Annotated in this window: 11 protein-coding genes; 8 read left to right on the top strand and 3 right to left on the bottom strand. The window is 65.8% G+C overall.

Annotated features, from left to right (window positions below):
• Positions 1 to 137: 137 nt before the first annotated feature.
• From F3J43_RS10175 to aceE, 3 genes are all read right to left on the bottom strand, one after another.
• Positions 138 to 2831: a putative bifunctional diguanylate cyclase/phosphodiesterase gene (locus F3J43_RS10175; protein ID WP_166885379.1), complete on the bottom strand. Its 2694-nt coding sequence runs from the start codon at positions 2829 to 2831 to the stop codon at positions 138 to 140.
• 283 nt (positions 2832 to 3114) lie between these two features.
• Positions 3115 to 4746: a dihydrolipoyllysine-residue acetyltransferase gene (aceF, locus tag F3J43_RS10180; protein ID WP_166885381.1), complete on the bottom strand. Its 1632-nt coding sequence runs from the start codon at positions 4744 to 4746 to the stop codon at positions 3115 to 3117.
• 13 nt (positions 4747 to 4759) lie between these two features.
• Positions 4760 to 7405, bottom strand: a complete 2646-nt coding sequence (gene aceE, locus F3J43_RS10185; RefSeq protein ID WP_166885383.1) for a pyruvate dehydrogenase (acetyl-transferring), homodimeric type — start codon at positions 7403 to 7405, stop codon at positions 4760 to 4762.
• Positions 7406 to 7788: 383 nt separating this feature from the next.
• Here aceE and glnE point away from each other — a divergent pair, with 383 nt between their 5' ends.
• The 8 genes from glnE (at position 7789) to F3J43_RS10225 (ending at position 17824) form a co-directional block, all read left to right on the top strand.
• Positions 7789 to 10722, top strand: a complete 2934-nt coding sequence (gene glnE, locus F3J43_RS10190) for a bifunctional [glutamate--ammonia ligase]-adenylyl-L-tyrosine phosphorylase/[glutamate--ammonia-ligase] adenylyltransferase (RefSeq protein ID WP_166885385.1) — start codon at positions 7789 to 7791, stop codon at positions 10720 to 10722.
• A 141-nt stretch (positions 10723 to 10863) separates the two neighbouring features.
• Positions 10864 to 11913: a lipopolysaccharide heptosyltransferase II gene (gene waaF / locus F3J43_RS10195; RefSeq protein ID WP_166885387.1), complete on the top strand. Its 1050-nt coding sequence runs from the start codon at positions 10864 to 10866 to the stop codon at positions 11911 to 11913.
• Positions 11914 to 12972, top strand: a complete 1059-nt coding sequence (gene waaC / locus F3J43_RS10200) for a lipopolysaccharide heptosyltransferase I (protein WP_166885389.1) — start codon at positions 11914 to 11916, stop codon at positions 12970 to 12972.
• Positions 12972 to 14096, top strand: coding sequence for a glycosyltransferase family 4 protein (locus F3J43_RS10205; protein ID WP_166885391.1), 1125 nt, complete (start codon positions 12972 to 12974; stop codon positions 14094 to 14096). Before waaC ends, F3J43_RS10205 begins: the two co-directional genes overlap by 1 nt.
• Positions 14093 to 14899 (top strand): lipopolysaccharide core heptose(I) kinase RfaP, encoded by an 807-nt coding sequence (rfaP, locus tag F3J43_RS10210; protein WP_166885393.1) that lies wholly within the window; start codon positions 14093 to 14095, stop codon positions 14897 to 14899. The genes F3J43_RS10205 and rfaP overlap by 4 nt, the downstream gene beginning before the upstream one ends.
• Positions 14899 to 15633, top strand: a complete 735-nt coding sequence (locus tag F3J43_RS10215) for a lipopolysaccharide kinase InaA family protein (protein ID WP_166885395.1) — start codon at positions 14899 to 14901, stop codon at positions 15631 to 15633. Before rfaP ends, F3J43_RS10215 begins: the two co-directional genes overlap by 1 nt.
• A complete protein-coding gene (locus tag F3J43_RS10220; protein WP_166885397.1) occupies positions 15630 to 16382 on the top strand; it encodes a lipopolysaccharide kinase InaA family protein in 753 nt (250 codons plus the stop codon). The genes F3J43_RS10215 and F3J43_RS10220 overlap by 4 nt, the downstream gene beginning before the upstream one ends.
• Positions 16382 to 17824, top strand: coding sequence for a lipopolysaccharide kinase InaA family protein (locus tag F3J43_RS10225; RefSeq protein ID WP_166885399.1), 1443 nt, complete (start codon positions 16382 to 16384; stop codon positions 17822 to 17824). Before F3J43_RS10220 ends, F3J43_RS10225 begins: the two co-directional genes overlap by 1 nt.
• Positions 17825 to 17838 lie beyond the last annotated feature (14 nt).

Raw genomic sequence — 17838 nt, forward strand, 5'->3', positions numbered from 1 at the left:
TTGCGGCCCATCGCAGGCTATCGCCAGCTCCCACAGTAGTTGTGAAGTCATTGTGGGAGCTGGCGATAGCCTGCGAAGGGCTCAAAGCAGCCCCAGAAGGCAAGTGATGCCTATAGTGCCCGAGGTTTGTGCCGCTGTCAGTCCATCGGACCGCGTGGGTAGCGGCGCAGTTTCTCGTTGAGCTCACGCCCCGGAATCGGCCGGTCGAACAGGTAGCCCTGGCCCACGTCGCAGCGGTGCCGGCGCAGGAATGCCAGCTGCGCGGGAGTCTCGATCCCTTCGGCCACCACCTTGAGCTTGAGGTTGTGGGCCATGGCCACCACCGCCGAGGTGATCTCCATGTCGTCCTGGTTGTCGGGGATCTCGTTGATGAAGCTGCGGTCGATCTTGATGATGTCGATCGGAAACTTCTTCAGGTAGCTCAGCGACGAGTAGCCGGTGCCGAAGTCGTCCATCGCCAGGGTCAGGCCCAGGGCCTTGAGCTCGTCGAGCTGACGGTGGGTGTCCTCGCTGGCTTCGAGCAGCAGGCCTTCGGTCAGCTCCAGCTCCAGCAGGTGCGGCGGCAGTGCTTCTTCCTTGAGGATGCTGCCGATCGAACTGACCAGCTCGGGGTCGGAGAACTGCTTGGGCGACAGGTTGATGGCCACGTGCAGGTTGCCGAAGCCGGCCTCGCGCAGTTGCTGGCTCATGCGGCAGGCCTGGCGTACCACCCACTTGCCGATGGGGATGATCAGGCCGGTTTCCTCGGCGACGCTGATGAACTGGTCGGGGCGGATCATGCCGCGCTCCGGATGATTCCAGCGCAGCAGCGCTTCCAGGCCGAGCAGGCGTCCGCTACGCAGGCACAGCTTGGGCTGGTAGAAGACTTCCAGCTCGTTCTGGGTCAGCGCGCGGCGCAGGTTGTTCTCGACGAACAGTTTGTAGCTGGCCTCGGCGTTGAGCACTTCGGTGAACACCTGGACCTGGTGCTTGCCGTTGGCCTTGGCCTTGTGCAGGGCGAGGCCGGCGTTCTTCATCAGCGTGGCCGGGTCGCTACCGTGCAGCGGCGCGCAGGCCAGGCCCACCGAAGCGGTGACGTTGATCAGCTGGTTGTCGACGAACATCGGCTTGTCGAGGGTGCGCAGCAGTTGATGGGCGACGTCCTGGCCATTCTCGAGCGGGGTCTCGTCGAGCAGCAGGGCGAATTCGTTGCTGGCGAAGCGAGCCAGGCTGCCACCACTGCTCAGGCTGTTGCGCAGGCGCCGGGCGAGGCTGATCAGCAGCTTGTCGCCGGTCTGGTGGCCGAGGCTGTCGTTGATCCGCTTGAAGTTGTCGATGTCCACCAGCAGCAGGCAGATGGGGCTGGCGCTGTCGCGGGCGAAGCGCTCGTCGAGGTTGCGGATGAACGCCGGGCGGTTGCCCAGGTTGGTCAGGTTGTCGGTGTAGGCCAGGCGTTCGATGCGCTGCTGCGCCAGCTTGCTCTGGGTGATGTCCTCATAGATGCCGATGTAGTGCGTCAGCTCGCGGTTGTCGCCATACACCTTGGAGATCGACAGCTGGCCCCAGTAGGGTTCGAGGTTCTTGCGCCGGCTCTTGAACTCGCCTTGCCAGCTGTTGCCCATGGCCAGGCTCGAGGGCGAATCGAACAGCAGCTCGCTGAGGTTCTCCAGCGCCGGCAGTTCGGCCAGGTGGTGGCCCTGGACTTCTTCGGTACTGTACTGGGTGATGGCGGTGAAGCTGGGGTTGACGTACTCGACCACGCCGTCGCGATTGACCAGCAGGAAAGCGCTGGCGCTCTGTTCGACAGCACGCTGGAACAGGTGCAGGGCACTGGCGGCGGTGCGCCGGTTGTGATTGTTGATCACCTGGGCGAACTGGTCGGCCAGTTCGCCGGCGAAGGCGATCTCGTCCGACTGCCAGGCCCGGGCGCGGCCGGTCTGCTCCAGGCACAGCACGCCGATCACCTGGCCGTCGATGCGGATGCTGGCATCGAGCATGGCGTTGTCGTCGGTGCTGTAGAGCGTCTCGGCCATCTCGCGGGTGCGCGGGTCGTGGCTGGCGTTGTGGGCGTCGATGGCGCGGCTGGCGTGCAACGCTTCGAGGTAGTTCGGAAAGCGGCTGACGTCGATCGCCTCGGGCAGGCGGTGCTGCCGTTCGCGGCGGTACCAGGCAATGATCGGCTCCAGGCGCTGCTCGTCCAGGTACCAGATGCTGGCGCAGTCGACGTTGTAGATTTCGCAGGCGCTCTGGGTGATCAGCTCGGCGGCTTCGAGCAGTGAGTTGCCGATGCTGTAGCGCTGGCGGGCCAGGCGCAGGATCAGGTCCTGCTGGGCGCGCACCCGCTCCAGGTGCTCGAGCTGCTCCTGCTGGGCGCGCTGGTTGAGCTGCAGGGCCAGTTGCAGGCGGTTGTTGCGCGACTCGAGGTCGTCGGTGTCGTGCCCCGCGTCGTCGTCCTGCTGGTCGTCGAGCACGGTCAGGTAGCCACGCAGCAACTGGCGGTTGTGCTGCTTGTAGCTCTCGCCGACTTCCAGCAGGCGCAGGCTGTCGGGGCTGGCGTGCAGGGTGTAGCGCACCCGATAGTGGCCGCGTCGGGACAGCTGCAACTGGATTTCGTCGTGCAGCTTGTAGCGCGCCTCGGGTTCCATGAGGCTGGCGTAGGGCGCGCCGATCAGGGCGCAGAGGTCGGCGGCGGCCAGGCCGAACTGGCGCTCGCAGGCCGGATCGAGGTAGAGCATCGCCCAACTGGCTTCGTTGAGCCGTTCGAAACGCAGCATGCCGAGCCGCGAGGGCACGGGGAGCTGCGTGACGACCTCGGCTGCCACACGGCTGGCGGCATCGGGTTGGCTTTTCATCGAAGACTCGCTTGAAGAAGGCGGTTGGTGCGGCGGGTCGCGGGTTATGCGGCGGCGCTTCGGGCAAGGTTGCATCATGTCCCGAGGGCTGGCAAGCGGCCGTGGACAATGCTGTGAACAGGTTGTCGGCCGGGATGCGAAAATCTGTAGGCGCCGGCCTCGCCAGCAAGGCCGGCGCCTACGAAATGGAGGGCAAAAAAAGCCCCGCCAGGTGGCGGGGTTGAGGTACGAGCGTGGCAGCTCGAAAACGGTGCTGCCCCCCGGAGAGGGGCAGCGTGCAGCTTTACAGCAGCATGGTGCGGATGTCGCCCAGCACGTCGCCCAGGCGCTTGGTGAAGCGCGCGGCGGCGGCGCCGTTGATCACGCGGTGATCGTAGGACAGCGACAGCGGCAGCATCAGCTTCGGCTGGAAGGCCTTGCCATCCCAGACCGGCTGCATGGTGGCCTTCGACACACCAAGGATCGCCACCTCAGGCGCGTTGACGATCGGCGTGAAGCCGGTGCCGCCAATGTGGCCGAGGCTGGAAATGGTGAAGCAGGCGCCTTGCATCTCGTCGGCCGACAGCTTCTTGGTGCGGGCCTTCTCGGCCAGCGAGGCGGCTTCGGCAGCCAGTTGCAGCAGGCTCTTCTGGTCGACGTTCTTGATCACCGGGACCAGCAGACCATCCGGGGTGTCCACGGCGAAGCCGATGTGCACGTACTTCTTGCGGATGATCGCCTTGCCGCTTGGGGCCAGCGAGCTGTTGAAGTCCGGCAGTTCCTTGAGCAGGAAGGCACAGGCCTTGAGCAGCAGTGGCAGCACGGTCAGCTTGACGCCGGCCTTTTCGGCGACGGCTTTCTGCGCGACGCGGAAAGCTTCCAGCTCGGTGATGTCGGCAGAGTCGAACTGGGTCACGTGCGGCACGTTCAGCCAGCTGCGGTGCAGGTTGGCGGCGCCGACCTGCATCAGGCGGGTCAGGGCGACTTCTTCCACTTCACCGAACTTGCTGAAGTCCACGGCCGGGATCGGCGGGATGCCGGCGCCGCCGGTCGCGCCAGCAGCCGGCGCTTCCTTGGCCTTCTGCATCATGGCCTTGACGTAGACCTGCACGTCTTCCTTCAGGATGCGGCCGTGCGGGCCGGTCGCGGCAACCGCGCCCAGGTCGACACCGAACTCGCGAGCCAGCTGGCGAACCGCAGGGCCTGCGTGGACCTTGGCGTTGCTGCCGGCAGCCGGTGCGGTAGCGACCGGTGCAGGGGCGGCGGCCGCAGCGGCAGGAGCGGCGGCCGGAGCCGCCTCAGCCTTGGCCGGGGCAGCCGCGGCAGGTGCCGGAGTGGCAGCTGGGGCAGCGCCTGCGACCTTGAGCTTGAAGATCAGGTCGCCAGTGCCGACTTCGTCTTCCAGCTTGCACAGGACTTCTTCGACCACGCCAGCGGCGGGCGACGGGATTTCCATGGAGGCCTTGTCGGACTCCAGGGTGATCAGCGACTGGTCGGCCTCGACGCTGTCGCCGACCTTGACCAGCACTTCGATGATCTTGGCCTTGCCCGACGAACCGATGTCCGGCACGTGGATGTCCTGCACGCTGGCAGCAGCCGGGGCGGCAGCAGGCGCAGGAGCCGGGGCGGCTTCAGCGGCCGGAGCCGGTGCAGCAGCCTGGGCCGGGGCTGCGGCCGGAGCCTCGGGAGCCGCAGCAGCGGCGCCCTCGGCTTCCAGGACCAGCAATTCGTCGCCTTCTTTCAGGCGGTCGCCCAGCTTGACCTTCAGTTCCTTGACGATGCCGGCCTTGGGGGCCGGGATCTCCATGGAGGCCTTGTCGGACTCCAGGGTCAGCAGGCTCTGGTCGGCCTCGATACGGTCACCGACCTTGACGAACAGCTCGATGATTTCACCTTCACCGCTGCCGATGTCAGGTACGCGAATGAGTTCGCTCACTTAAAAATACTCCTCAGCAGTCCAGTGGGTTGCGCTTGTCCGGATCGATGCCGAACTTGACGATGGCGTCAGCCACAACCTTGGGTTCGATCTCGCCACGGTCGGCCAGGGCTTCCAGGGCGGCCAGCACCACGAAGTGGCGGTCGACTTCGAAGAAGTGACGCAGCTTCTTGCGGCTGTCGCTGCGGCCGTAACCGTCGGTACCCAGGACCTTGAACTCCTTGCTCGGGACCCACTGGCGGATCTGCTCGGCGAACAGCTTCATGTAGTCGGTGGAGGCGACGACCGGGCCCTTGCGGCCGGCCAGGCACTGCTCGACGTAGGTCTGCTGTGGCTTCTGGCCAGGCTTGAGGCGGTTGGCGCGTTCCACGGCCAGGCCGTCGCGACGCAGTTCGTTGAAGCTGGTGACGCTCCACACGTCGGCGCCGACGTTGAACTCTTCACGCAGGATCTTCGCCGCTTCGCGGACTTCGCGCAGGATGGTGCCGGAGCCCATCAGCTGGACGTGGTGCGCGGCTTCGCGGGTGTCTTCCTCGAGCAGGTACATGCCCTTGACGATGCCTTCCTCGACACCGGCCGGCATGGCTGGCTGCTGGTAGGACTCGTTCATCACGGTGATGTAGTAGAAGATGTCCTGTTGCTCTTCGGTCATCTTCTTCATGCCGTCCTGGATGATCACCGCCAGCTCGTAGCCGTAGGTCGGATCGTAGGTGCGGCAGTTCGGGATGGTGCCCGCCATCATGTGGCTGTGACCGTCTTCGTGCTGCAGGCCTTCACCGTTGAGGGTGGTACGGCCGGCGGTACCGCCGATCAGGAAACCACGGGTACGGCTGTCGCCGGCAGCCCAGGCCAGGTCGCCGATACGCTGGAAGCCGAACATCGAGTAGAAGATGTAGAACGGCAGCATCGGCTGGTTGTGGCAGCTGTACGAGGTACCGGCGGCGATGAACGACGACATGGCGCCGGCTTCGTTGATGCCTTCCTCGAGGATCTGGCCCTTCTTGTCCTCGCGGTAGAACATCACCTGGTCCTTGTCGACCGGCTCGTAGAGCTGGCCCACGGACGAGTAGATGCCCAGCTGGCGGAACATGCCCTCCATACCGAAGGTACGGGCTTCGTCCGGGATGATCGGAACGATGCGCTGGCCGATTTCCTTGTCCTTGACCAGTTGCGCCAGGATGCGCACGAAGGCCATGGTGGTGGAGATTTCACGGTCGCCCGAGCCGTCGAGGATCGCTTTGAGCGTTTCCAGTGGCGGGGTCGGCACGCTGAAGCTCTTGGCACGGCGCTGCGGCACGAAGCCACCCAGGGCGGCGCGGCGCTCGGCCAGGTACTTGGCTTCGGCGGAGCCTTCTTCCGGACGGAAGAACGGCAGGTTCTCCAGGTCGGCATCCTTGACCGGGATGTCGAAGCGGTCACGGAAGTGACGCAGGCTGTCGACGTCGACCTTCTTGGTGTTGTGCGCGGTGTTCTTGGCTTCGCCGGCACCGGTACCGTAACCCTTGATGGTCTTGGCCAGGATGACGGTCGGCTGACCCTTGTGGTTGGTCGCCTGGTGGTACGCCGCGTAGACCTTGTACGGGTCGTGGCCGCCGCGGTTGAGCTTCCAGATCTCGTCGTCGGACAGGTCTTCGACCATGGCCTTGAGTTCCGGGGTGTTGAAGAAGTTCTCGCGGACGTACGCGCCGTCCTTGGCCTTGTAGTTCTGGTACTCGCCGTCGATGACTTCGTCCATGCGGCGCTGCAGGGCACCGTCGGTGTCCTTGGCGAACAGCGGGTCCCAGAAGCGGCCCCAGACCACTTTGTTGACGTTCCAGCCACCGCCGCGGAACACGCCTTCGAGTTCCTGGATGATCTTGCCGTTGCCGCGAACCGGGCCGTCGAGGCGCTGCAGGTTGCAGTTGATGACGAAGATCAGGTTGTCCAGCTTCTCGCGGCCGGCCAGGGCGATCGCGCCCAGGGATTCCGGCTCGTCGCACTCGCCGTCGCCCATGAAGCACCAGACCTTCTGCTTGCCGGCCGGGATGAAGCCACGGGCTTCCAGGTACTTCATGAAGCGTGCCTGGTAGATCGCCTGGATCGGGCCCAGGCCCATGGAAACGGTCGGGAACTGCCAGAAGTCAGGCATCAGCCACGGGTGCGGGTACGAGGACAGGCCCTGGCCGTCGACTTCCTGGCGGAAGTTGTTCATCTGGTCTTCGTTGATGCGGCCTTCGAGGAACGCACGGGCATAGATGCCTGGGGAGGCGTGGCCCTGGAAGAAGATCAGGTCGCCGCCGTGTTCTTCAGTCGGGGCCTGGAAGAAGTAGTTGAAGCCGATGTCGTACAGGGTCGCGCTGGAGGCGAAGCTGGAGATGTGACCACCCAGGTCCGAGTCGCGCAGGTTGGTGCGCATGACCATGGCCAGGGCGTTCCAACGCACCATCGAGCGGATGCGGCGTTCCATGAACAGGTCGCCAGGCATGCGTGCTTCGTGGGTGACAGGGATGGTGTTGCGGTAGGGCGTGGTGATGGCATACGGCAGCTGGGAGCCACTACGGGTGGCCAGCTCGCCCATACGGGTCATCAGGTAATGAGCGCGGTCTTCGCCTTCTTTGTCGAGGACCGACTCCAGGGCATCCAGCCATTCCTGGGTTTCGATTGGATCGAGGTCTTGCATGGCTTGCTCCAGGGCGGAAAGGCCACCAGAATCGATGGCCTGAGTTTGCGACTGGCCTTATGGGCAGACGTCGTGAATTCTTGGATTACCGGACAGTCATCCGGCGCGGTGTAGTTTTACTACAAATGGTTTCGCATTTCATGCTTTTGCGCGCCATGGGTAGTAGTAAAACTACATAAATGCGACGTTTGGTCGCACCTCGGCTTGTGAGGAAAAACGTTCATGTTGGTTGGCGTTGTGTCGCGAACGGGTGATTCTTGATGTTTCTTGCCAATGATTCGTTTTTTTCAGCTATTTCCAACTTTTGTACGACAGTCCAACCGTGGTCCGGCTCCCCTTCGACCGCTCCAACCCCTCTCTTTCACGCCGATCAAGGATAGACCATGCGCCTGCCTTTGCCGCTCGACCTGCCCGTCTCCCTGCAACCGCTGGTCGTGCGTAATCGCCAGTTCCTGGAAGAGGCCCTGGCCGCCCGGCCTGGGCTGAGCCTGGATACCTGGAGCGACGAGCAGCGACGGCAGTTCGACCAGGTCGCCGCAGCCAGCGACTTCGTCCTGGCCCAGGCCCAGCGCGAGCCCGCCATGCTCTGCGAACTGCTGGCTTGCGGCGAGCTTGCCCGTCCCTATGCGTCCGGCGAGTTGCGCGCCCGGCTCAAAGCCGTGGCCCAGGCCGCGCAGGACGAAGACGAGCTGGCGCGCAACCTGCGTCGCGAGCGCAACCGTCAGCAGCTGCGCATCATCTGGCGCGACATCACCCGCCAGGCGGCCCTGGCCGAGACCTGTCGCGACCTTTCCGATCTGGCCGACGGCGCCATCGACGAGGCCTACCAGTGGCTGTATCCGCGCCATTGCCAGCAGTTCGGCACGCCGATCGGCAACCGCAGCGGCCAGCCCCAGCACATGGTAGTGCTGGGCATGGGCAAGCTGGGGGCGGTGGAGCTCAACCTGTCGTCCGACATCGACCTGATCTTCGCCTTCCCCGAGGGTGGCGAGACCGAAGGGGTGAAGCGCTCGCTGGACAACCAGGAGTTCTTCACCCGCCTGGGCCAGCGTCTGATCAAGGCGCTCGACCCGGTGACCGTCGATGGCTTCGTGTTCCGCGTCGACATGCGCCTGCGCCCCTATGGCTCGGCCGGCGCGCTGGTGCTGAGCTTCAACGCCCTGGAGCAGTACTACCAGGACCAGGGGCGCGACTGGGAACGCTACGCGATGATCAAGGCACGGGTGGTGGCCGGCGACCAGGCGGCCGGCGCGCAGTTGCAGGAGATGCTGCGACCGTTCGTCTACCGGCGCTACCTGGACTTTTCCGCCATCGAGGCGCTGCGCACCATGAAGCAGCTGATCCAGCAGGAGGTGCGGCGCAAGGGCATGGCCGAGAACATCAAGCTGGGCGCCGGTGGCATCCGCGAGGTGGAGTTCATCGCCCAGGCTTTCCAGCTGATTCACGGCGGACGCGACCTGAGCCTGCAGCAGCGACCCCTGCTGAAGGTGCTGGCGACCCTGGAAGGGCAAGGCTACCTGCCGCCTGCCGTGGTCACCGAGCTGCGCGATGGCTATGAATTCCTGCGTTATACCGAGCATGCGATCCAGGCTATCGCCGACCGCCAGACGCAGATGCTGCCGGAGGACGACACCGACCGGGCACGCGTCGCGTACATGCTTGGCTTTGCCGACTGGGCCAGCTTCCATGAGCAACTGGTGCATTGGCGCGGGCGTATCGACTGGCACTTCCGCCAGGTGATCGCCGACCCTGACGAGGATGACGCCGAGGGCGAGCTGGTGGTAGGCGGCGAATGGTCGCCGCTGTGGGAGCAGGCCCAGGATGAAGAGGCCGCTGGTCGCCAGCTGGAGGAGGCCGGGTTCCGCCAGCCTGTCGAGGCCCTGCGCCGGCTCAACGCGCTGCGGGTCAGCCCGACCCTGCGCTCGATGCAGCGTATCGGCCGCGAGCGCCTGGATGCCTTCATTCCACGCCTGCTGGCCCAGGCGGTGGAGCACGACAATCCCGACCTGGTGCTGGAGCGGGTGCTGCCACTGGTCGAGGCGGTGGCCCGGCGCTCCGCCTACCTGGTGCTGCTCACCGAGAACCCGGGCGCCTTGCGTCGGCTGCTGACCCTGTGCGCGGCCAGCCCGTGGATCGCCGAACAGATCGCCCGCTACCCGCTGCTGCTCGACGAGTTGCTCAACGAGGGGCGGTTGTTCAGCCCGCCGCTGGCGCCGGAGCTGGCTGCCGAGCTGCGCGAGCGCCTGACCCGCATCCCCGAGGACGACCTGGAGCAGCAGATGGAGGCCCTGCGCCACTTCAAGCTGGCCCACAGCCTGCGGGTGGCGGCTTCGGAGATCACTGGCAACCTGCCATTGATGAAGGTCAGCGACTACCTCACCTGGCTGGCCGAGGCGATCCTCGACCAGGTGCTGGCCCTGGCCTGGCGCCAGACCGTGGCGCGCCATGGCCAGCCGCAGCGCAGCGACGGCAGCTTGTGCGACCCGGGCTTCATCATCGTCGGTTACGGCAAGGTCGGCGGTATCGAGCTGGGCCATGGTTCGGACCTGGACCTGGTGTTCATCCACGATGGCGATCCGAACGCCGAGACCGATGGCGCCAAGCCCATCGACGGCGCGCAGTTCTTCACCCGCCTGGGGCAGCGCATCATCCACCTGCTGACCACCCAGACCAACTCCGGCCAGCTCTATGACGTGGACATGCGCCTGCGGCCATCCGGCGCCTCGGGGCTGCTGGTCAGTTCGCTGGGTGCGTTCGAGCGCTACCAGCAGAACGAGGCCTGGACCTGGGAGCACCAGGCCCTGGTGCGTGCCCGTGTGCTGGTGGGTTGCCCGCAGGTGGCGAGGGCCTTCGAAGGCGTGCGGGCCAAGGTACTGGGCCAGCCCCACGACTTGGAAAAGCTGCGTGTGGAGGTGAGCGAAATGCGCGCCAAGATGCGCGGCAACCTGGGCACCAAGAGCACGGCGGCCGGCACTGCCGGCAATGCGTTCGATGCCGGTCAGCCGTTCGATATCAAGCAGGATGCCGGCGGTATCGTCGATATCGAATTTATGGTGCAATACGCCGCTTTGGCCTGGTCCCACGACCATCCGGCCATCCTGCGCTGGACCGACAACATCCGTATCCTCGAGGAGCTCGAGCAGGCGGGGTTGATGCCAGCCAGCGATGCGGTGCTGTTGCGTGAGGTGTACAAGGCGTTTCGCTCGGCCTCGCACCGCCAGGCCTTGCAGAAACAGGCCGGGGTGCTCGACGCCGCACAGTTTGCCGACGAGCGCCGCGAGGTGCGGCGGATCTGGAGCGAGCTGGGGTTGACTTGAGCGCGCCGGGGCCGCCAGGCGGCCCCAAAGGCTCATGCCTCACCACCGGTGGTACACTGTCCGCCACATAGCCTGAATATAAAGAGGGGAGGCCAGGTTGCAGATCAGCCTGCAGCCTCCCCGAATGTTTCTGGATAAAGCATGAGAATACTGATCATTGGCCCCAGCTGGGTCGGCGACATGGTGATGGCGCAGACCCTGTTCCAGTGCCTGAAGCAACAGCACCCTGAATGCGTGATCGACGTGCTGGCCCCCGAGTGGAGCCGGCCGATCCTCGAACGCATGCCCGAGGTGCGCCAGGCCTTGAGCTTCCCGCTCGGCCATGGCGCGCTGGAGCTGGCTACGCGGCGGCGCATCGGCAAGTCGCTGGCAGGCCAGTACGACCAGGCGATCCTGCTGCCCAACTCGCTCAAGTCGGCACTGGTGCCGTACTTCGCGGGCATTCCCAAGCGCACCGGCTGGCGTGGCGAGATGCGCTACCTGCTGCTCAACGACGTGCGCAAGCTGGACAAGGCACGCTACCCGTTGATGATCGAACGCTTCATGGCCCTGGCCTATGCGCCGGGTGCCGAGCTGCCGCAGCCGTACCCGCGCCCGAGCCTGCGCATCGAGGCCGCTAGCCGCGACGCCGCGCTGGCCAAGTTCGGCCTGGAGCGGGACCGTCCGGTGCTGGCGCTGTGTCCGGGCGCCGAGTTCGGCGAGGCCAAGCGTTGGCCGGTCGAGCACTACGCCAGCGTTGCCGACGCGATGGTTCGCCAGGGCTGGCAGGTCTGGCTGTTCGGCTCGAAGAACGACCACGCGGTCGGCGAGCAGATCCGCGAACGGCTGATTCCTGGGTTGCGCGAGGAGTCGTTCAACCTGGCTGGCGAAACCTCGCTGGCCGAGGCTATCGACCTGATGTCCTGCGCCAGCGCCGTGGTTTCCAACGATTCCGGTCTGATGCATGTGGCCGCCGCGTTGAACCGCCCGCTGGTGGCGGTCTATGGCTCGACCTCGCCGGGCTTCACCCCGCCGCTGGCCGACCAGGTGGAGATCGTGCGCACCGGCATCGAATGCAGCCCGTGCTTCGAGCGCACCTGTCGCTTCGGCCACTACAACTGCCTGCGCCTGCTGGAGCCGGGCAAGGTCATCGCCGCCCTGCATGGCCTGGGCGGGTCAGACCTGATCGCCACCGTGGCCGAGGTCGACTGAGTGCGGGTACTGATCATCAAGACCTCGTCGCTGGGCGATGTCATCCATACCCTGCCGGCGCTGACCGACGCCGCCCACGGCATTCCCGGGATCCGTTTCGACTGGGTGGTCGAGGAAGGCTTCGCCGAAATCCCCAGCTGGCACCCGGCGGTCGACCAGGTGATTCCGGTGGCCATCCGCCGCTGGCGCAAGAACCTCTGGCAGACCTTCAGGAGCGGCGAGTGGAGGGCGTTCAAGCAACGCCTGCGCGAACGCCAGTACGACCTGGTGATCGATGCCCAGGGCCTGGTCAAGTCCGCCTGGCTGACGCGCTACGTCAAGGCGCCGGTGGCCGGTCTCGACCGCTACTCGGCGCGCGAGGGCTGGGCCAGCCGCTTCTATGATCGACGGTTGTCGGTCGCGGTCGGCCAGCATGCCGTGGAGCGTGTGCGCCAGCTGTTCGGGCTGGCCCTGGCCTACGACCTGCCTGAAGGGCTGGGCGACTACGGCCTCGACCTGGATCGCCTGCAACTGCCGCCAGCCGCGCCCTACGTGGTGTTCCTGCATGGCACCACCTGGGCCACCAAACACTGGCCCGAGGCCTACTGGCGCGAGCTGGCCGAACGCATGGGCCGGCGCCGCCTGCAGGTCATGCTGCCGTGGGGCAACCCGGCCGAGAAGGCGCGTGCCGAGCGCATCGCCCAGGGCTTGAACAATTGCCAGGTACTCCCCAGGTTGAACCTGGTGGGTGTAGCCCGCGTGCTCGCGGCCGCCAAGGCCTGCGTGGCGGTGGACACCGGGCTGGGGCACCTGGCCGCGGCGCTGGATGTGCCCACCATTTCCCTGTTCGGCCCCACCAACCCTGGTCTGACCGGTGCCTATGGACGTGCCCAGATCCACCAGGCGAGCAACTTCCCCTGCGCCCCGTGCCTGCAGAAGAAGTGCACCTACAAACCGAGCGCCGAGGATCAGCGCCGGTTCGATCTCAAACGCGAGTGGCCGCTGTGCTTCACTCGCCTGAATCCCGAGCATGTGGCGGGCCGCTTGAGCGCGCTGCTGCTGGCTGAGGATGTGCGTTGATGCAACTGGCTTTTGTGCTCTACAAGTATTTCCCTTTTGGCGGGCTGCAGCGCGACTTCATGCGCATCGCCCTCGAATGCCAGAAGCGTGGCCATCAGATCCGTGTCTACACCCTGATCTGGGAAGGTGACATCCCGCCGGGCTTCGAGGTGCTGGTGGCGCCGGTGAAGGCGCTGTTCAACCATCGCCGCAACGAGAAACTCAGCGCCTGGATGGAGGCTGACCTGGCCAAGCGTCCGGTCGACCGCCTGATCGGCTTCAACAAGATGCCGGGGCTGGACGTCTATTACGCCGCCGACGGCTGCTTCGAGGACAAGGCCCAGACCCTGCGCGGCGGCCTGTACCGGCGCTGGGGCCGCTATCGTCACTTTGCCGACTACGAGCGGGCAGTGTTCGCCAAGGATGCGCGCACCGAGATCCTGATGATCTCCGAAGTGCAGCAGCCGTTGTTCATCAAGCACTACGCCACCCCCGAGGCGCGCTTCCACCTGCTGCCCCCTGGCATCTCCCAGGACCGCCGCCGTCCGGCCGATGCCGAGGCGATCCGCGCGGATTTTCGCAAGGAATTCGGCCTGGCCGACGACCAACTGCTGCTGGTGCAGATCGGCTCGGGCTTCAAGACCAAGGGCGTGGACCGCAGCCTCAAGGCCCTGGCCGCGCTGCCGTCGGCATTGCGCAAGCGCACCCGGCTGATGGTCATCGGCCAGGACGATCCCAAGCTGTTCCAGGTGCAGAGCACGGCGCTCGGCCTGGGCGACCAGGTGCAGTTCCTCAAGGGTCGCAGCGACATCCCGCGCTTCCTGCTGGGTGCCGACCTGCTGATCCATCCGGCCTACAACGAGAACACCGGCACCGTGCTGCTCGAGGCGCTGGTCGCCGGGTTGCCGGTGCTGGTGTCGCAGGTGTGTGGCTACGCCCATTACATCGCCGAGGCCGACAGCGGCCTGGTGCTGGACGAGCCGTTCGAGCAGGAGCAGTTGAACCGCTACCTGCAACGCATGCTCGAGGACGGCGAGGCCCGCATGGCGTGGTCGCGCAATGGCGTTGCGTTCGCCGACAGTGCCGACCTGTACAGCATGCCGCAGCATGCCGCCGACGTGATTCTCGCCGAGGAGCGCCCATGAAACTGATGCTGGACGAGCCGTTCAAGCGCCTGTGGGCCGGACGCGATCCGTTCGATGCCGTCGAGCAGTTGCAGGGCGAGGTGTACCGCGAGCTGGAAGGTCGCCGCACCCTGCGCACCGAGGTCGATGGCGAGGGTTTCTTCGTCAAGATCCACCGCGGCATCGGTTGGGGCGAAATCTTCAAGAACCTGTTCAGCGCCAAGCTCCCGGTACTCGGCGCCGGCCAGGAGTGGCAGGCCATCCAGCGCCTGCACGAAGCAGGCGTGCCAACCATGACGGCGGTTGCCTATGGCGAGCGTGGCGCCAATCCGGCGACCCAGCACTCGTTCATCGTCACCGAGGAACTGGCACCGACCGTCAGCCTGGAGGACTTCAGCCTCGACTGGGCCCGCCAGCCACCCGAGCCGCGCCTCAAGCGCGCGCTGATCGGCGAAGTGGCGAAGATGACGGGCGGCATGCACCGCGCTGGGGTCAACCACCGCGACTGCTACATCTGCCATTTCCTGCTGCATACCGACCGTCCGGTGACGGCGGATGACTTCAAACTGTCGGTGATCGACCTGCACCGGGCGCAAACCCGGGCGAAAATCACCCGGCGCTGGCGCGACAAGGACCTCGCTGCCCTGTATTTCTCGGCGTTGGACATCGGTCTTACCCGCCGTGACAAGCTGCGCTTCCTGCGTGGCTACTTCCAGCGTCCATTGCGCCAGGTCCTCAAAGAGGAGGCCGCGCTGCTCGCGTGGCTCGAGCGCAAGGCGCAGAAACTCTACGATCGCAAGCAACGCTATGGGGATGCACTCTGATGGCGCGTTGGAACCTGGCGCCGGAGTACGCACACCTGGCGGCGGACTTTGGCAGTCTCGACGCGGTGTTCGCCCTCAAGGGCGAACACCTGACCCGTGACCCGCTCAGCGAGGTCAGCCGGATCCAGCGCGATGGCGTGTGGTACTACGTCAAGCGCTATACCGGTGCCGGCAAGCACATGCGCCGCTACCTGGGGCGCCCGCGAATCAAGGCCGAGTGGCAGAACCTCAAGCAGTTCGCCAAGTGGGGCATCCCCACCGCCGAAGTGGTGGCCTGGGGGCTGGAGCGCAATGGCCTGGCCTTCGGCCGTGGCGCGATGGTGACCCGCGAGCTGCCGCGCACCGAAGACCTGTCCGTGCTGGCCGAGCGCAACGATCCCTTGCTGCGTGACCGCGCCTGGGTCGACCACATCAGCCGCCAGTTGGCTCGCTACACCCGGGTGATGCACGAGCACCACTTCGCCCACAACGACCTGAAGTGGCGCAACCTGCTGGTGGACGACCAGGGCACGCTGTTCCTGATCGACTGCCCGACCGGCGACTTCTGGCGCGGTTTCATGCTGCGCCACCGTCTGATCAAGGACCTGGCGTGCCTGGACAAGGTTGCCAAGTATCACCTGTCGGCCACCCAGCGCCTGCGTTTCTACCTGCAGTACCGTGGGCGCGAGCGCCTGAACGCCAAGGACAAGCGCCGGATCCGCCAGGTACTGAGCTTTTTCGAGGGAAGGGAATGACCGACTACCTGGCCAGCGCCGACCAGGCGCTGTTGCAACGTCATGGCCTGGGCGACTTCGAGTCGCTCTGGGCGCTGCAGCTGGACGCCGTGGACGAGCCCAATATCGGCCGCGGCGGCTGGAGTCGCGTGTTCCGCCTGGAGCTGGAGGGCAAGGGCTACTACCTCAAGCGTCAGAGCAACTATTTCACGCGCACCTTGCACCGGCCTTTCGGCGAGCCGACCTTCGCCCGTGAGTTCCGCAACATCAGCCGCTACGAAAAACTCGGTATCCCGGCGCTGCAGGCCGTGTTCTACGGCGCGCGCAAGCACGCCGGCGAGCACCGGGCGATCCTCATGACCCGGGCGCTGGACGAATGGACCGACCTCGACCAGTTGCTGGCCCGCTGGGCGCAACTGCCACAGGCGCAACGCGATGGCATTCTCCAGGCCTGCGGCGAGCTGGCGCGCACCCTGCACGCCGCTGGCCAGGTACATGGCTGCTTCTATCCCAAGCACATTTTCCTGCGTGAACGCCGCGATGGCTGGCAGGCCCAGCTGATCGACCTGGAGAAGACCCGGCCGCTGCTGCTGGGCATGCGGGACCGTCTCAAGGACCTGGAGCCGCTGTTGCGTCGTGCCGGTGCCTGGAGCGAGGCGGACGTCCGCCAACTGCTCGGGGCCTACCTGGCACAGCCCGTGGACAGCGGGTTGACCACGACCTGGCTGCAACGCCTGACCCAACGCCGTCGTCACAAAGAGAACCGCTGATGCGCTTGTCCGAACTCAAGGATGCCGGGCGTAGCCCGTCGTTGCCCCTGACTGTCACCCTGGCCGATGCTGCGGGCGTGGCCGACCTGCAACTGCTCAGCCTGTTGCGCGTGCTGCCTGGCCAGCGCTATGTCGGCGCCGGTATCTGGCGTGGTACCAAGGTGTTGGCCAAGCTGCTGGTCGGCGCCAGTGCCGCCCGGCACTTCCAGCGTGAGCTCGAGGGCGTGCGCCTGTTGGCCGGCCAGGGGCTGGTCACCCCGCAACTGCTGGCTGACGGCCTGAAAGAGGGCGAGGGTGGCTGGCTGCTGTTCGAATACCTGGAGGACGCCGAGAGCCTGGCCGATGCCTGGGCCCAGGTCGAGCGCCTGCCGGTGCTCGCCGACGAGCAGCACCTGGTGCTCGGCGAGGCGCTGACCGCAGTGGCGCAGATGCATGCCAAGGGCCTGTGGCAGGAAGACCTGCACCTGGACAACCTGCTGCGTCATGGCGCTCGTCTGTACCTGATCGATGGCGCCGGGATCAAGGCCGAGACGCCAGGCCAGCAGTTGTCGCGCCAGCGTGTGCTGGAGAACCTCGGGGTGTTTTTCGCCCAGTTGCCCAAGCGCCTTGAACCGTTCATCGAAGAGTTGCTGGTGCACTACCTGCTGGCCAACGCCGAGCACGCGTTGCCACTGGAAGCGCTGCAGAAGCAAGTGGACAAGGTGCGTACCTGGCGGATGAAGGACTACCTGGACAAGGCCGGACGCGAATGCACGTTGTTCAGCGTGCAGCGCAACCTGTCCGGGCTGCGTGCCATTCGCCGGAGCGAGGTCGAGGCCATGCTGCCGGTGCTGGAGCAGGCCGACGCGCTGATCGACCAGGGCCACCTGTACAAGACCGGCGGCGCGGCCAGCGTGGCGCGTATCGAGGTCGGCGGCCGCAGGCTGGTGCTCAAGCGCTACAACATCAAGAACACCGCCCACTGGTTCAAGCGCTTCTGGCGCCCGAGCCGGGCTTGGCATTCGTGGATCGAAGGCAACCGCCTGGCGTTCCTCGACATCGCTACCCCACGGCCTCTGGCGGTGCTCGAGCAGCGGGTCATGGGGCTGCGCAGCCGTGCCTACCTGGTGACCGAATACCTCGACGGCCCTGACCTGGCAGCTTGCTTCGCACCTTATGTGGAGAACGGCGATGCACCCGAGGAGCAGGTCGATGCGCTGGTGGCGCTGATGCAACAACTGATCCGCGAGCGCATCAGCCATGGTGATTTCAAGGGCCACAACCTGTTCTGGCAGGACGGCCAGTGGTCGCTGATCGACCTGGACGCCATGTGCCAGCATGCCACCCAGCTCAGCTTCGCCCCGGCCTATTCCCGCGACCGTGCACGCCTGCTGCGCAACTGGCCGAGCGGCAGCGCTCTGCATCAGCGCCTGGATCGCCTGTTGCCGCGCCTGGCCGAGTAACCTGTACAGCCACT

Source organism: Pantoea sp. Cy-639, assembly GCF_011752525.1.
Classification (GTDB): domain Bacteria; phylum Pseudomonadota; class Gammaproteobacteria; order Pseudomonadales; family Pseudomonadaceae; genus Aquipseudomonas.

Bases quoted from the DNA above. Each gene is read 5' to 3' on its own strand.
- F3J43_RS10215 (WP_166885395.1), top strand. From the start codon at position 14,899: ATGGCGCGTTGGAACCTGGCGCCGGAGTACGCACACCTGGCGGCGGAC.
- F3J43_RS10225 (WP_166885399.1), top strand. From the start codon at position 16,382: ATGCGCTTGTCCGAACTCAAGGATGCCGGGCGTAGCCCGTCGTTGCCC.
- rfaP (WP_166885393.1), top strand. From the start codon at position 14,093: ATGAAACTGATGCTGGACGAGCCGTTCAAGCGCCTGTGGGCCGGACGC.
- F3J43_RS10205 (WP_166885391.1), top strand. From the start codon at position 12,972: ATGCAACTGGCTTTTGTGCTCTACAAGTATTTCCCTTTTGGCGGGCTG.
- glnE (WP_166885385.1), top strand. From the start codon at position 7,789: ATGCGCCTGCCTTTGCCGCTCGACCTGCCCGTCTCCCTGCAACCGCTG.
- aceE (WP_166885383.1), bottom strand. From the start codon at position 7,405: ATGCAAGACCTCGATCCAATCGAAACCCAGGAATGGCTGGATGCCCTG.
- F3J43_RS10220 (WP_166885397.1), top strand. From the start codon at position 15,630: ATGACCGACTACCTGGCCAGCGCCGACCAGGCGCTGTTGCAACGTCAT.
- waaF (WP_166885387.1), top strand. From the start codon at position 10,864: ATGAGAATACTGATCATTGGCCCCAGCTGGGTCGGCGACATGGTGATG.
- F3J43_RS10175 (WP_166885379.1), bottom strand. From the start codon at position 2,831: ATGAAAAGCCAACCCGATGCCGCCAGCCGTGTGGCAGCCGAGGTCGTC.